Consider the following 13731-nt stretch of genomic DNA (forward strand, 5'->3'; position numbering starts at 1 on the left):
GTGGCCCGTTACATTCTGCCTAGCGGCCAAAACGAAAAGGCCGGCGCCCCAAAAGAGGCCTGATCACCACAGCGAGAGCACGCCCGCTGGTCGACTCAAGACAGCGAGAGGCCCTGAGGCGCCCGCCATTGCCGTGAAAGCGCAGCAAAGCGTACTTCGTACGTGAGCTGCGCTTGGAGCGGCAAGGGTGGGTGCATCAGGGCCTCGCAGCGTCAAGCGGTCCGCTTGTCCCGTCAGGGCAAGCGGAACCTCCTACGCGAAGAAGATGCCGATCTCGCGCTCGGCGGACTCGGGGCTGTCGGAGCCGTGGATCACGTTCTCGTCCATGATCAGGCCGAAGTCACCGCGGATGGTGCCGGGGGCAGCCTCAGCCGGGTTGGTGGCGCCCATGAGGGAGCGGCACTTGGCGACGGCGCCCTCGCCGGAGATGACCATCTTCACAACCGGACCGGAGGTGATGTAGGAGATGAGGCCCTCGTAGAACGGCTTGCCCTCGTGCTCGGCGTAGTTGGCCTTCGCCTGCTCGGGGGTGACCATGCCGAGCTCCATGCGCTCGACGGTGAGGCCGGCGCGCTCGAAGCGGTTGATGATTTCGCCGATGTGGCCGTTGCGCACGCCGTCCGGCTTGATCATGGAGTAGGTCTTCTGGATTGCCATGGGTTTCCTTTCGGTCTTGTCTCTCTATTAGCTGGCGACGCGCGGAGGGGCACTTGGCCCGTCCGGGGCGCCGCCGATGCCCAAACATAGGCGCGGCGGCCCGCTGCCGCCGCGCCGCCCTAGTTCTGGCTGGGGAAGTACAGCTCCACGTTGGAGATCTTCCAGCCGATCATGTCGCGCACCATGCTCAGGCGGTACGTCACGTCGCCGCCCTGCTCGGTGGAGGCCGTGACGTACACCTCCGACTCGCTCATGGAGCGGTTCACGCCGTCGACGGTGGCGTCCGCGTCGGTCACCACCGGATCGAGCATGGAGTCGATGTCGGCCTCGTCCATGTTCGCGAACAGGCTCGTCTTGGCCGCCTCGGGGTCGGCGAACAGCTGCTTGGCCACGCTCTCCTGCGTGGGATAGCCGTAGCCCTGGCTGTAGGCGAACACCGCGCCGGCGAACGCCAGCACGAGCACCACGATGAAGGCCACGAGGATCTTGAGTCCCACGTTGCGGCGCTTGCGGTCCTGCTTGGCCAGGCCGCGCGACCACTGCTCGAGCTCCTCCTCAGAGGCGTTGAAGAAGCGGTCTTCGTCGCCCTGGTAGGCGCCGACGTAGCCCGGGTAGGCGCCCGCGTTCTGGTCGTACCCCTCGTCGTAGTAGAAGGGGTCGGCGGCGTAGTCGTCCTCGTAGAGAGGGTCGCCGTCAGCCGACACGTCGAGGCCCGAGATGTCGGCCAGGTCGAGCACCTGCGTCAGCTCGGAGGTGCCCTGGGCCACCGCGCCTACCGCGCGCTGGTAGTCGACGCTCGCGGAGTCGGACAAAAAGTACGTCTTGTCGGCGATGGCGCCCTCGAACGCCTCGACGGCCTTCTCCATCTGGCCGCAGGCCACGTGCGCCTGGCCGAGGCTCGCGAGCAGCTTGTTGCGCGTGTCGGGGGCCATGTCGAACTGCAGCGCGCTCTCGTAGGAGGCCACCGCGTCGGCGGGGCGGTTGAGCGCCATGAAGCACACGCCCAGGTTGAGGAGCGCGCGCGTGGGGTCGGGGTTGGCCTCGTCGAGCGCGGCCTCGCGGAAGGCCACGCCCGCCTCGGCGCTCTTGCCGAGCTTCATCAGAGCGCTGCCCATGCCCATGTACGCCTTGAACGGCGTGTCGTAGCCGTCGTTGGCCACCGCGGCCTCGAAGCGGCTCACCGCATTCTCGTAGTCGCGCAGCGAGGCGTACGCCATGCCGAGGTTGCACTCCACCGTGCCGAGCGCGCCGTAGGCCGCGTCAGCCGTGGCCTGCGTGTAGGCTTGGATGGCCTCGGCGGGGTTCTTCAGCTTCACCAGGCAGTTGCCGATGCGGTGGTACAGAAGGCCCATCTCGCCGGGAGCGAGCGGGGCGCTGGCGTCCTGCAGGCAGTCGGTGAACCCGATGAGCGCGCCTTGGAAGTCGCGTTGCTGGTATTGGGCGTTAGCTCGATTAAATAGCTCGTTGTTCACTTTGTTCCTCTGATCTTAGTTGACTGTGCCGAAGAGGAGGGTTCCTACTCGGCTGCGTTCTCGATCACGACGGACTCGATGACGTCGCCCACGCGCAGCTTGCCGATGACGTCGAGGCCCTCGAGGGTCTGGCCGAACACCGTGTAGCCGTCGTCGAGCATGGGCTGGGCGCCCAGGCAGAAGTAGAACTGCGAGCCCGCGGAGTTCGGGTTGGACGAGCGGGCCATGGCCAGCGTGCCGTCGTTGTGCTCGTTGTGCGGGTTGGTGGTGAACTCCTCCTTGATGGAGTAGCCCGGGTTGCCGGTGCCGCAGCCGCGGCGCGAGCCCTCGTTGATCACCTGCTCGGGCGTGAGGTCGCGCGTGGTGGGGCAGCCGCCCTGGATGACGAAGCCCGGCACGTAGCGGTGGAACTTGAGGTTGTCGTAGAAGCCCTTCTGCGCGAGCTCGACGAAGTTGCCCACGTGGATGGGGGCGTCCTTGCCAGCCAGCTGCACGCGGATGGTGCCCTTCGACGTGGTGAGCACCGCGATCTCGTCACCGGTGGGCTGATACGCGGGAGTGTAGAGAGCCATAGCCTTTCCTCTTCCGTCAGCGGCGCCCGCGCGCCCCGGTCCGCCAGGACCCGCCGCGAACCCGCCGGGGGCCCGCTGCTGCGCGCATGCGCCATAGAACTATTCACATACGATCAGAAATTCTACCAACAATGGAGGCCAGGCGGGCAAAAACCTAGCAATCTTCACGTGCGAGGATGCTCGCGGTCTCCACGTGGTAGGTCTGCGGGAAGAGGTCGACAGGGGTGGCCCTCACGAGGCGGTAGCCGCGCTGCTCGAAGAGCGCGACGTCGCGCGCCCAGGTCAAAGGGTCGCAGCTCACGTACGCCACGCGCGCGGGGCCCGCGGACGCGATCGAGTCCACCACGCCGCGGGCGAGCCCCGCGCGCGGCGGGTCCACCACGAGCGCGTCGAGCTCGCCGAGCTCGGGCAGCTCGCGCGCGGTGTCGCCGCAGACGGCCTCCACGAACACCTTGTTCGCGTCCGCGTTGCGGCGCAGGTCGCGCACGGACGAGCCCGCCACCTCGACAGCCACCACGTCGGCGCCCGCCTGCGCGAGCGGGATGGAGAACGTGCCGCCGCCCGCGTACAGGTCAGCCACGTACATGCCCGGGGAAACCTCGAGCCCCTCCATGACGAGCTTCACGAGCTTCTCGGCCTGGGCGGTGTTCACCTGGAAGAACGACGGCGCGCTCGTGAGGAAGCGCGCGTCGCACACGCTCTCCTCCCACAGGCCGCGCCCGTCGAGCACTTCCACCTTCTTCACCTTGCGCGCGCTTCCCGGCTCAGCGAGCACGCGCACCACCGACGTGGCCTTGACGGCGTCCTTCAGGGTCTTGGCGACCGCAGTGCGCGGGAACGCGCTCGGCGGCGTCCACAGCGCGATCTCGGTGCTCTTCGTGCGCAGGCTCGCGCGCACCCCCACGCGAAAGATGCCCAGGTCCTGCGAGCCCTGCAGGTAGCGCAGCGCCCCGCGCAGGGCCTTCGGCGCGCGCTCGATGAAGCGGACGGCGAGCGGGCAGGCGTCGACCGACACCAGGTCGTGCGTGCCCTCGCGGTAGAACCCCAGCGCGAGGCGGCCTGCCGCGTCGGTGCCGCAGGCGAACTCGAGCTTGTTGCGGTAGCCCCACTGGCGCTTGCTCGGCGCGCACTCCTCCACGAGCTCCTCGGCGCGCCCGGCGTCCACATGGGCCGTGCGCACGAGCGCGTCGACGACGCAAGCGCGCTTGGCCTCGAGCTGCGCGGCGTAGGTGAGGTGCGCCCACGGGCAGCCCCCGCAGCCGCGCGCGCAGGCGGGACGGGACTCGCGCGCCCTGGCGGGCTCGAGCACGCGCGTCAGGCGGGCGCGGGCGAAGGAGGGCTTCTCCTCGGTGATCTGGACCTCGACGGTCTCCTGCGGGACGGCGCCCTCCACGAACACAGTCTTGCCGCTTGCCAGGCGCCCCACCGCCGCCGAGCCGTAGCTCATGCGCTCGATCCGCACCACCTCGCGCAAACCCTGCTCTTCCTCCATGAACGCTACCCCCTCGGCTTGTAAGTCGTCGCATTGCCCGACCATTTTATAGCTTCCCGCGCCATTCCCCCGAAAGCACCGCAACTCCGCAGAAACAAAACCCCCACGCGCGGCTTGTCCTTATTTTGGCGAACGGGGTTTCTCGCTTGCAGCGCACTGCGCATTTGGTAATATGGTCGGGTTCGCTCGCGGAGCAGCGCGAACAGGACGGCTTCGCCATCCGCGCGCCCCGACGCAAGCGACCCCCGCCCTCGTAGCTCAGGGGATAGAGCACTTGCCTCCGGAGCAAGGTGCCGCTGGTTCGAATCCAGTCGAGGGCACCAGGTCATTTCCGCAGGCCAGCCGCAAGAAAGCGCGCTGGCCTGCTTGTTTTTGCCCCGCAATTATGGAGACGCGTAGCCTAAAAGCAGGGTCATGTTTCTAATCCTGGTTGAAACGAGGTCGTTACCGACAACGGCGCTTCTTCATCCACCTCTCAAGTGATTCTGGATGAAACAAGGCCGTTATCGGCGATTTCCTGGGAAAAGTGGATGCGAAAGCGCCGTTGTCGGTGGTTTTCGGGGCCCAGAGCACCGATAACGGGCATTTTCCATCCAGTTTTTCCGAACGATGGATGAAAAGGGGGCGTTGTCGGTGCTCAGGACTTCGCGCCCTCGGTCGAAATCCTCATCGGTCAGGATGCGTCCGCCTTTCATCTTGCGCTCCATCATGGCTCCTCATTACTCGCGCCTGCAGTCATCTTGACTCCTGGCCAGCATACACCATGCCAGCGCGAGCTGATCCGCCCTTTAGTTTTCGCCGGCGTCGAGGAACTTCTTCCTCGTTACGAAGTTCCACACCATGACGACGGCGGTGGCGAAGATCTTGGTGATGAGGTAGCTGATGCCGAGCAAGCCCGTCCCCAGCCACATGAGCGCGTCGTTGATGAGCAGGCCGATCACCGACAGCACCACGAAGATGACGAACTCGCGGCGGCGCGACAGGCCCTCCTTGTGCGTGAACACGTAGCGCATGGACGCGAAGTAGTTGAACGTCACCGACACGATGAACGAGACCGTGGCGCTCACGAGGTAGTTCACGCCGAAGAGCTCCGTCAGGGCCACCATGAGCCCGTAGTCGATGACGAACGCGATGACGCCCACCACGCCGAACTTCATTATCTGGTCGATGAGCTTTCTCACGCGCGGCTCCTCTGACGGCAATCGAACGGGTCAGCTGCCTTCGCGCGTCCCACGGCGATCCGCAAAGCGCGAGCGCCGCGCATGCCTGTGGCAGCCTTGCGAAGCGCCAGCGCCAGACATGCCCGTGGCGGCCCTGCAAGGCGCAAGCCCGCGCATGCCCACAGCGGCCTTGCGAAGCGCCAGCGCCGGACACACCTGTGGCAGCCTTGCGAAGCGCCAGCGCCGCGCGCACCTGCGGCAGCACGCAAGGCGCAAGCGTCGCATGGCGGAGAAGAGCGCGTACGAAAAAGGCCGATGCGAACATCGGCCCTCGTCATTCATGGTGCCCCCAACGGGAATCGAACCCGTGTCTCAGCCTTGAAAGGGCCGCGTCCTGACCTCTAGACTATGGGGACAAAGCGTCTTCTCGCGAAAACAGCTGTACCAGTATGCCAGAGAGCGCGCCCGCTTGCAAGCCGAGCACGCGACTTTTTCACGCAAACCGAACGAGAACGCCCTGCGTACGGGCTGCCTGCGTGCACGAAGCCGCACAAGCGCCAACCTCGGCGCGGACGGCGGAAAACGCGGCGCAAAGCAAGCGGAACAGGCAAGCACGCATCCTGCGCAAGGGCGTGCAAGCGCATAAGCGCATCCTACGCAAGGGCGTGCAAAAGCGGGCAAGCACAAACAGCGCAAGGGCGCGTAAACGGGCGCATACGCGCATGTGCCTCAGCCGTGTTATGATGCGCCTTGTCAAGGGCGAGACCGCGAACGCCTGAGGAGCGCCTCAGCTGGGAGCTCCCAACCAACGAGGTCTCGCCCTTTCGCGCGCCATGGCCCCACGGTCCGCTGCCCCGCGCTCGCGCCCCCGTATGCGCAGGCCCGCAAGCCCCACGGTCCGCCGCTCGCGCCCCCGCAAGCCGCAGGCCGCGATCCCCGCAGGCCCGCAAGCCCCACATTCCCTCAGGCCGCAAGCCTCACAGCAGCCAAGCGCCTTCGCAGGCGCATCCCGCCGTCACGCTTCCCCTTGCCGCGCCCTAGCGGCGGTACACCCGGTACACCTCGAGCTCCCACTGCTTGCGGCTGTTCTTCGCCACCGTGTCCAGGATGAGGCCGGCCGTGAACGAGAGCGCGCCGCACAGCACGAACGCCACCGCGAGCAGCGCGGTGGGCATCCTCTCCACCAGGCCCGTGGCCAGGTACTCCAGGATCACCGGCACGCCCGCCACCAGCCCGAAGAGCACGAGCAAAAGCGCCAGCCACCCGAAGAAGGCCATGGGGCGGCAGTCCTTGAACAGGCTCGCGATGGCCCCGAGCACCTTGGCGCCATCGGTGAAGGTGGACAGCTTGCTCTCAGACCCCTCGGGGCGGTCGCGGTAGGCGATCGGCACGTCCACCACGCGCCAGCGCTTGTCCACCGCATGGATGGAGATCTCCGTCTCGATCTGGAACCCCGACGACATCACCGGCATGGTCTTGACGAACGGGCGCGTGAAGGCGCGGTAGCCCGTCATCACGTCCTCGAAGGCGAACCCGTAGATGAGCTTGATGAGCCAGCGCACCAGGTCGTTGCCGAAGCCGTGGAAGGCGCGGTCGTTCTCCTCGCCGTAGGAGCCGTTCGAGAGGCGGTCGCCCACCGTCATGTCGGCCTCGCCCGCGGCCAGAGGCGCCACCAGGTCGGGCGCGGACTCGGCCGGGTAGGTGTCGTCGCCGTCGACCATCACGTAGAAGTCGGCCTCCACCTCGCGGAACATCGAGCGCACCACGTTGCCCTTGCCCTGGCGGCTCTCGGTGCGCACGAGCGCCCCGTGCTCGCGAGCGATCTGCGCCGTGCCGTCGGTGGAGTTGTTGTCGTAGACGTAGACCTCCGCCTCCGGCATCACGCGCCGGAAGTCGTCGATCACCTTGCCGACGGTCAGCGCCTCGTTGTAGCAGGGCACGAGCACCGCCACGCCGACGCCGCGCCGCGCCGCCTCGACGCGCGCCGCCGCCCCCTCGCAAGCGGTCAGTGTATCGTTAAGCACGAAAGCTCCTTCGCAAACCTTTTGTCAAGCTCTTGTCAGACTGAGCAGCTATGTTACCAAAGCGGGCGCCCGTTGGGGGCGCAAGGGCGACGGCAGCATGCAAAATGCGGTATTATAGGCGCATGGAATCTCAGGAACTCAGCCTCTCAGGCGCATCGAGCGAAACCGAAGCCGACCGCGAGCCCCGCGTGCTCATCGTGCACGCCTCCGTGGGCTCGGGGCATCGCAGCGCCGCCAACGCCATCGCCCAAGCCATGGAACTCGTGCGCGATGACGCTGCGGAGGCCGCGGCGCTCGGCATCGACGTCCCCGAGGACCTGAAGGTTGAGGTGCTCGACGTCCTCGACTTCGGGCGCATCGTGTTCAACGGCGATCGGACCGCCTCCATGTTCACGGGCTTCACGCGTCCCTACTACGACCTCACCTGGCGCTACACCCTCACCGGGCGGTTTTTGTGGGCAGGCGGCACCGCATGGGCGCGCATCATGTACCCGAAGTTCACCGAGCACGTGCGCAAGGTGCGCCCGCTCGCCGTCGTGTGCACGCACATCGTGGCCGCCAACGTGGCCGTGAGCGCGCGCATGATCACGGGCCAGTCCTTCCCCATCGTGTGCGTCCCCACCGACTACGAGGTGGAGGGGATGTGGCCGCACCTGCACGCCGACCTGTTCTGCGTGGCGAACGAGTACATGGCCGAGACGCTGCGCCCGCGCCGCGTGCCCGAGGACCGCATCTTCATCTCGGGCATCCCCACGCGCCCGGCCTTCCGCCGCAGCTACGACCGCGCCCAGACGCGCGCGCAGTTCATGCTGCCGGATGACGCGCACGTGGTGCTCGCGCTCGCCGGCGCGAAGCTGCCGCGGCCCTACGTGCACTTCCGCGAGGCGCTCGACCAGCTCATCCCCTACCTGCACACGTTCACGGGCATCCACCTCGTGATCGTGGCGGGAAGCGACGACGAGTACGCGCGCCACGCGCAGCGCCTCGTGGCCGACCACGGGCTCCCGAACGTCACGGTGCTCGGGTACGTGGAGGAGATGGCCGCGCTCATGGCCGCGAGCGACCTGGTCATCTGCAAGTCAGGCGGCCTCACGGTGACCGAGTGCCTCTGCGCGGGCGTCCCCATGATCCTCATGGGGCGCGCCTACGGCCAGGAGAAGGCCAACGTGCGCATGCTCACCGCGGCGGGCGCGGCCCTGCACGCCACCACGGCGCGCGAGCTCGTGGACACGCTGCGGCACGTGAACGCCTACCCCGAGTCGACGCATGCGATGCTCGTCAACGCGTCGTTTCTGCGCAAGCCTGACGCGGCGCTCGACATCGCGCGCGCCACGTTCAAGCTCGCCGAGATGGAGCCCTCATCCGACGCGCGGCTGCGCAAGAAGCACTTCCTGCATTTCTACTGGGGGCGCAAGCCCGCCCACAACCGCTAGCTGACCCGCGCCCGCGCAGACGCGACGCGCGGGCGCCATCGAAAGGAACAACCCGAACATGACAACGTTTGCCGAACTCGGCCTGCCAGCCGCCGCGCTTGCGGCCGTCGACGACCTCGGATACACCGCGCCCACCCCCGTGCAGGCCCAGGCCGTGCCGCTCGTGCTCGAGGGGCGCGACGTGATCGCCGCTGCCAAGACGGGCACGGGCAAGACCGCCGCCTTCTCGCTGCCCACCCTCGCGCGCCTGCCGAAGGGCGCGAAGCCCAAGCGCCCGCGCATGCTCGTGGTCACCCCCACGCGCGAGCTCGCCGCGCAGATCGACGAGGTGTGCACGGCCATTGGGAAGCGCACCGGGCACCGCCTCGGAAGCGTGGTGGGCGGCGTGGCGCTCACGCCTCAGATCCAGCGCCTCGCGCGCGGCGTCGACGTGCTTATCGCCACGCCGGGGCGCCTGCTCGACCTCATGGGGCAGGCGGCCGTCAACCTGTCGGAGGTGGAGGTGCTCGTGCTCGACGAGGCCGACCGCATGCTCGACATGGGCTTTCTGCCCTCCGTCACCAAGATCGTAGCCGCCACGCCCGCCACGCGCCAGACGCTTCTGTTCTCGGCCACCGTGGACCAGTCGATCATGAGCCAGGTGGGCTCGCTTCTGCGCGACCCCGCGCTCGTGCAGATCGCCGTCAAGGGCGAGACAGCCGACACCGTGGACCAGTACGTCGCCGAGGTGCCGCACACCCTGAAGCCCGCCCTGCTCACGGCGCTTTTGCGCGAGCGCGGGCACAAGCGCGTCATCGTGTTCGCCCGCACGCGCCACCGCGCCGACGCGGCGTGCCGCAAGCTCAAGCGCGCCGGGTTCGTGGCCGAGGCCATCCACTCCGACCGCTCGCAGAACCAGCGCCGCCGCGCGCTCGACAACTTCGCCTCGGGCGCCACCGACATCCTCGTGGCGACCGACGTGCTCGCGCGCGGCATCGACGTGGAGGACGTGGCCTACGTGGTGAACTACGACCTGCCCACCCAGCCCGAGGACTACGTGCACCGCATCGGGCGCACGGGCCGCGCGGGCGCGCGCGGCTTCGCCGTGTCGTTCGCGAGCCCCGAGAACGCCGCCGAGCTCGCCGCCATCGAGAAGTTCACGAAGCGCAAGATCCCCGTCATCGAGGTGGCCGGATTCGACCTCGAGGCCGCGGCAGCCGAGGCGGCCGCGCGCGCCACGCGCGTCGCCGCCAAGCACGACCCCGAGCTCGCTCAGGCCGCGCGCGAGCTGGCGAAGAAGAGCCGCAAGAAGGAGCGGGCCCGCGAGCGTGCCGCCGAGGAGCGCGCCGAAGCCGAGGCCGCCGGCGCGGGCAAGGCGGCGAAGGGCAAGCGGAAGAAGGCCGCCGGCAGGCCTGCGGCAGCCCCGGCGAAGCCGGCGGCCAAGCCCGAGCGCGCGCCGAAGGCCAGAGCCGCCGGCAAGGCTCACCCGGCCGGCAAGCCCGCCGCGCGCAAGGGCGCCCGCGGCGCGTCCGACCTGCGTCCCGGCCGCGCGCACCGCGCCGTCGTCGCCGAGCAGCGCCGCAAGCGGCGCTAGCAATTGAGCGCTCTATTTTCCCCGCTCACCGCCGCATCGCGCGCCTTGCGACGCGGCGCGAGTATCGTGGAGCGCAACAGTTGGGGAAAGGAACGTTCATGAAGATTGCCATTGCCTGCGACGGGCTTGCCACCTCGTCGCACGCTGCTCGATGCGACAGCTTCATGTGCTATACCATCGAGCGGGGCATCATCGTCGACTGCAGGAACCTGCCGAACAACGGCATCACGAGCCACGAGGGCGCGCGCCTCATCATCGACTTGGGCTTCGACGCCCTCATCACCTCGGGCATCGACATCGACATGGCCGACGAGCTGTGCGCCGCCGGCGTGGAGGTGGTCGCTGGCGCCACCGGCACCGCACGCGAGGTGGTCCAGTCCTACATCAGCCACACGCTCATGGGAGCCGTGCCGTTCTGCCACATGGACGAGGACGAGGAGGCCGAGGAGGACATCGAGGCCGCCTTCGCCGCCCTCGAGGAGAAGATGCAGGCTGCAGACACCCCAGACGCCCAGGACTCCCCAGGCGCCTAGTCAACGCGCAAGCACATGAAGCGGGAGGGCCCCGGTCCATGAGACCGGGGCCCTCCCCTTTTTCGAACGAGAGAACCGCCCTGCCGGCCGACGCGAAAAAAGGAGCCCCGACCCGAAGGCCGAGGCTCCCTTCCCTAAGTCTTCTCCGCCAGCAGCGGCGAGACGGCTACAGGGCCTTCTTCGCGACCTCGACGATCGCGGTGAAGGCGGCCGGGTCGTTCACGGCCATGTCGGCGAGCACCTTGCGGTCGAGCTCGACGCCGGCCTTCTTGAGGCCGTTCATGAACACGGAGTAGGACAGGCCGTTCAGGCGGGCAGCCGCGTTGATGCGGGTGATCCACAGGCGGCGGATGTCGCGCTTCTTGTTGCGGCGGTCGCGGTACATGTACTGGAGCGAGTGCTGGACCTGCTCTTTCGCGGCACGATAGGAACGGGATTTCGCGCCGTAGTAACCCTTGGCACGATTAAGGACAGTACGACGCTTCTTGCGTGCGTGAACCGAGCGCTTTACACGAGGCATTCTTCAATCACTCCTTTTGAACTAGCGAAGACCGAGGTTGCGAGCCACGACCTTGTTGTCGGCCTTGGCGAGTTCCGTCTCATGGCGGAAGTTACGCTTGCGCTTCTGGCTCTTCTTGGTCATGATGTGGCTCTTGTAGGCCTTGGCACGCATGATCTTGCCGGAGCCGGTGACGCGGAAACGCTTGGCGGTGCCGCGATGAGTCTTCATCTTGGGCATGTTATTCGTCCTTCCCTTCTTGCTTTTCGTTTTCCTTCTTCTTCCTTGCCGCAGCGGGCAGAGGAGCGATGAGCATGTGCATGTTGCGGCCCTCCATCTTGGGCTGGTTCTCGATGACCGCAACGTCCTTGAGATCGTCAGCCAGGCGCTCCAGGATGGAAAGACCCTGCTCCGGGTGCGCCATCTCGCGCCCGCGGAACATGATGGTGATCTTCACCTTGTTGCCGGCGTCGAGGAAACGAAGCACGTGCTTCTTCTTGGTGGTGTAGTCCCCCACGTCGATCTTCGGGCGGAACTTCATTTCCTTGATCTCGATCTTGGTTTGGTTCTTGCGCGCTTGCTTGGCCTTGATGGCTTGATCGTACTTGAACTTGCCGTAGTCCATGATGCGACACACCGGCGGCTCGGCGTTGGGTGCGATCTCCACCAGGTCAAGTCCGGCGCTCTCAGCGATGCGCAGGGCCTGGGACGTGGGGTAGACGCCCATCTGGTTCCCGTCGAAGTCGATCAGACGGCACTCACGCACGGTGATCTCGTCGTTGAGCCGGGGCTCTTGAGCAGCTATCGCGCTCACCTCCTTCTGTGCACGTGCACATAAAAGAACCCGCAGGCGCGATGCGTGCGGGTCGTCGTGATGCTGCCACGCGAGGTGGCTGGTATTCGAACGACCCATCAGCTGCGATCAGCGCCGAAACAGGTGGAGGGAATTCCCTCTCTTGATTAAACAGCCTGAACAGTATAGCGCGCAGCTGATGGATACGCAAGGGCGAATCTCGTCCTTTTCTTCGGCGCTCACCTATGCCGGCAAGGCGCCGCCGGCGCGCGGCGGCGCCGGCGAGCCAGGCGGAGCCGCCAGCGAGCCGCCAGCGAGCCAGGCGAGGCAAACGGAGCCGCCAGCGAGCCGCCGCCAGCGAGCCAGGCGGAGCCGCTAGGCGTTCACGTAGACGTAGATGGTTCGAATGGTGTCGGCGAGGTTGCCCGTAGCGTTGGCCATGGCGTAGTCGTACGAGAGCACGGCCGACCAGGCGTGCGGCGCGCCGTCGATGTCCACCTCGCCGGAGAACGAGCAGTACTCCTTGGTGAGCGTGGTGCCGTCGCTCGCGTAGGTGGAGTACGCCGTCTTGTCCTCGGGCAGCACCACCGCGCCGTCGGGCACCTGGACGCCCGCCTCGGCGAGCGTCTTCTCGATGATGTGCTCGTTGCGCACGGCGTCGGAGAAGCTCAGCGAGCCGTAGCCGAGCGACGACGTGGCCGCCGAGTAGCCGGCCTGCACCACCCTGCCCTCCTCGTTGAGGCCCAGGTACACCGTCGGCGTGCCCGAGCGCGTGTCGGCGGGCTCGGCGGTGAGCGCGATGCGCACGTCCTGCTTCACGGGGTTGCCCTCCTCGTTCACCTCGCGCGTGCTCGACACCTGCGCGCCGTGCTGCAGGCGCTCGATCGCCTCGTCCTGCGTGAGGCCGAGCAGCGCGGTGAGGTCGGGGACGGTGGTCTTCTTCGCCGTGGCGGTGGAGGCGTCCTTCGCCGCGGCGTCGCCGTCGATGGCGCTCACCTCCTGCGTGACGTTCTGCGCCTGCTGGGAGGCCGTGGTCTGCACCGCCTGGAGGAGCTGCCAGGCGAGCACGCCGCCGACCGCGAGCAGGATGACGAACACGACGATCACGCCGATGAGGATGCGGCGCATGCGCTTCGACTTGCGCAGGTACTCGGGGATCGGCTCGGGCGCAAGCGCGTCGGGGAGGGGCAGCTCCGGGTCGTCGAACGCGCTCGGGACGGCCGCGGGCTCGGCGGCAGGCCGCGCATGGCGCGCGTGCTTGCCCGCGTGCCGCGGGGCGGGCGCGGGCTCGGCGGCTTCGACGGGGCCCGCGAAAGCGGCGGAGCCGGCGGGATCGGCGCCTGCGAAGTCGCCTGCTAAGTCGGCGTCGCCTTGCGGCTCAGGGGTGTCAAACGGGTCGGTGGGTACCGTGCCGTCGAAGTACTCGTCGGCTTCGACGGGCGAGAAGGCCCTCGTCAGACCGATGGCGTTGCCCTCGCCGTCGTCGAAGAGGTCATGGCTTTCATGGTGGCGTCGCGGCATGC

Annotated in this window: 14 protein-coding genes and 2 tRNA genes; 4 read left to right on the forward strand and 12 right to left on the reverse strand. The window is 67.5% G+C overall.

What is annotated here, in order from left to right; all coding sequences use genetic code 11:
• Window positions 1–252: 252 nt before the first annotated feature.
• The 4 genes from ndk to rlmD all read right to left on the reverse strand — a co-directional run bounded on the left by ndk (window position 253) and on the right by rlmD (window position 4193).
• Window positions 253–657, reverse strand: coding sequence for a nucleoside-diphosphate kinase (ndk, locus tag G7Y50_RS07190; protein WP_165051375.1), 405 nt, complete (start codon window positions 655–657; stop codon window positions 253–255).
• 119 nt (window positions 658–776) lie between these two features.
• On the reverse strand, window positions 777–2129 hold the full coding sequence (locus G7Y50_RS07195) for a tetratricopeptide repeat protein (RefSeq protein ID WP_165051364.1): 1353 nt from the start codon (window positions 2127–2129) through the stop codon (window positions 777–779).
• Window positions 2130–2173: 44 nt separating this feature from the next.
• Window positions 2174–2701: a peptidylprolyl isomerase gene (locus tag G7Y50_RS07200; RefSeq protein WP_165051354.1), complete on the reverse strand. Its 528-nt coding sequence runs from the start codon at window positions 2699–2701 to the stop codon at window positions 2174–2176.
• Between the two features lie 154 nt (window positions 2702–2855).
• Window positions 2856–4193: a 23S rRNA (uracil(1939)-C(5))-methyltransferase RlmD gene (rlmD, locus tag G7Y50_RS07205; protein ID WP_165051344.1), complete on the reverse strand. Its 1338-nt coding sequence runs from the start codon at window positions 4191–4193 to the stop codon at window positions 2856–2858.
• A gap of 247 nt (window positions 4194–4440) precedes the next feature.
• On the opposite strand from rlmD, the gene G7Y50_RS07210 reads away from it, so the two are divergent.
• Window positions 4441–4516: transfer RNA gene (locus G7Y50_RS07210), tRNA-Arg, on the forward strand.
• Between the two features lie 180 nt (window positions 4517–4696).
• Here the strand turns inward: G7Y50_RS07210 and G7Y50_RS07215 are convergent.
• The 4 genes from G7Y50_RS07215 to G7Y50_RS07230 all read right to left on the reverse strand — a co-directional run bounded on the left by G7Y50_RS07215 (window position 4697) and on the right by G7Y50_RS07230 (window position 7305).
• The gene (locus G7Y50_RS07215; RefSeq protein WP_165057010.1) at window positions 4697–4903 is read right to left on the reverse strand and encodes a hypothetical protein; all 207 of its coding nucleotides are present in this window, start codon (window positions 4901–4903) and stop codon (window positions 4697–4699) included.
• A gap of 78 nt (window positions 4904–4981) precedes the next feature.
• A complete protein-coding gene (locus tag G7Y50_RS07220) occupies window positions 4982–5374 on the reverse strand; it encodes a GtrA family protein (RefSeq protein ID WP_165051314.1) in 393 nt (130 codons plus the stop codon).
• A 320-nt stretch (window positions 5375–5694) separates the two neighbouring features.
• Window positions 5695–5769: transfer RNA gene (locus G7Y50_RS07225), tRNA-Glu, on the reverse strand.
• A 621-nt stretch (window positions 5770–6390) separates the two neighbouring features.
• Window positions 6391–7305 carry a glycosyltransferase family 2 protein gene (locus G7Y50_RS07230; protein WP_206214805.1) on the reverse strand — a complete coding sequence of 305 codons (915 nt, stop codon included), beginning with the start codon at window positions 7303–7305 and terminating at the stop codon, window positions 6391–6393.
• Window positions 7306–7499: 194 nt separating this feature from the next.
• Here G7Y50_RS07230 and G7Y50_RS07235 point away from each other — a divergent pair, with 194 nt between their 5' ends.
• The 3 genes from G7Y50_RS07235 to G7Y50_RS07245 all read left to right on the forward strand — a co-directional run bounded on the left by G7Y50_RS07235 (window position 7500) and on the right by G7Y50_RS07245 (window position 10916).
• The gene (locus tag G7Y50_RS07235) at window positions 7500–8810 is read left to right on the forward strand and encodes a glycosyltransferase (RefSeq protein ID WP_241156430.1); all 1311 of its coding nucleotides are present in this window, start codon (window positions 7500–7502) and stop codon (window positions 8808–8810) included.
• A 58-nt stretch (window positions 8811–8868) separates the two neighbouring features.
• Window positions 8869–10383 carry a DEAD/DEAH box helicase gene (locus G7Y50_RS07240; protein WP_165051299.1) on the forward strand — a complete coding sequence of 505 codons (1515 nt, stop codon included), beginning with the start codon at window positions 8869–8871 and terminating at the stop codon, window positions 10381–10383.
• 98 nt (window positions 10384–10481) lie between these two features.
• Window positions 10482–10916 (forward strand): NifB/NifX family molybdenum-iron cluster-binding protein, encoded by a 435-nt coding sequence (locus tag G7Y50_RS07245; RefSeq protein ID WP_165051292.1) that lies wholly within the window; start codon window positions 10482–10484, stop codon window positions 10914–10916.
• 166 nt (window positions 10917–11082) lie between these two features.
• Here the strand turns inward: G7Y50_RS07245 and rplT are convergent, their stop codons facing one another.
• The 4 genes from rplT to G7Y50_RS07265 form a co-directional block, all read right to left on the reverse strand.
• A complete protein-coding gene (gene rplT / locus G7Y50_RS07250; protein WP_165051285.1) occupies window positions 11083–11436 on the reverse strand; it encodes a 50S ribosomal protein L20 in 354 nt (117 codons plus the stop codon).
• Window positions 11437–11457: 21 nt separating this feature from the next.
• Window positions 11458–11655, reverse strand: coding sequence for a 50S ribosomal protein L35 (rpmI, locus tag G7Y50_RS07255; protein ID WP_165051279.1), 198 nt, complete (start codon window positions 11653–11655; stop codon window positions 11458–11460).
• Between the two features lies 1 nt (window position 11656).
• Window positions 11657–12229: a translation initiation factor IF-3 gene (infC, locus tag G7Y50_RS07260; protein ID WP_172137176.1), complete on the reverse strand. Its 573-nt coding sequence runs from the start codon at window positions 12227–12229 to the stop codon at window positions 11657–11659.
• Between the two features lie 354 nt (window positions 12230–12583).
• Window positions 12584–13729 (reverse strand): histone-lysine N-methyltransferase, encoded by a 1146-nt coding sequence (locus G7Y50_RS07265; protein ID WP_206214802.1) that lies wholly within the window; start codon window positions 13727–13729, stop codon window positions 12584–12586.
• Window positions 13730–13731 lie beyond the last annotated feature (2 nt).

Origin of the sequence: Adlercreutzia sp. ZJ176, from assembly GCF_011038975.1 — a bacterium.
Classification (GTDB): domain Bacteria; phylum Actinomycetota; class Coriobacteriia; order Coriobacteriales; family Eggerthellaceae; genus CAAEEV01.

Excerpts from the sequence above, each read along its gene's own strand:
- ndk (WP_165051375.1), bottom strand. The coding sequence starts at position 657 with ATGGCAATCCAGAAGACCTACTCCATGATCAAGCCGGACGGCGTGCGC.
- G7Y50_RS07200 (WP_165051354.1), bottom strand. The coding sequence starts at position 2,701 with ATGGCTCTCTACACTCCCGCGTATCAGCCCACCGGTGACGAGATCGCG.
- rlmD (WP_165051344.1), bottom strand. The coding sequence starts at position 4,193 with ATGGAGGAAGAGCAGGGTTTGCGCGAGGTGGTGCGGATCGAGCGCATG.
- G7Y50_RS07215 (WP_165057010.1), bottom strand. The coding sequence starts at position 4,903 with ATGATGGAGCGCAAGATGAAAGGCGGACGCATCCTGACCGATGAGGAT.
- G7Y50_RS07235 (WP_241156430.1), top strand. The coding sequence starts at position 7,500 with ATGGAATCTCAGGAACTCAGCCTCTCAGGCGCATCGAGCGAAACCGAA.
- G7Y50_RS07240 (WP_165051299.1), top strand. The coding sequence starts at position 8,869 with ATGACAACGTTTGCCGAACTCGGCCTGCCAGCCGCCGCGCTTGCGGCC.
- G7Y50_RS07245 (WP_165051292.1), top strand. The coding sequence starts at position 10,482 with ATGAAGATTGCCATTGCCTGCGACGGGCTTGCCACCTCGTCGCACGCT.
- rplT (WP_165051285.1), bottom strand. The coding sequence starts at position 11,436 with ATGCCTCGTGTAAAGCGCTCGGTTCACGCACGCAAGAAGCGTCGTACT.
- rpmI (WP_165051279.1), bottom strand. The coding sequence starts at position 11,655 with ATGCCCAAGATGAAGACTCATCGCGGCACCGCCAAGCGTTTCCGCGTC.
- G7Y50_RS07265 (WP_206214802.1), bottom strand. The coding sequence starts at position 13,729 with ATGCCGCGACGCCACCATGAAAGCCATGACCTCTTCGACGACGGCGAG.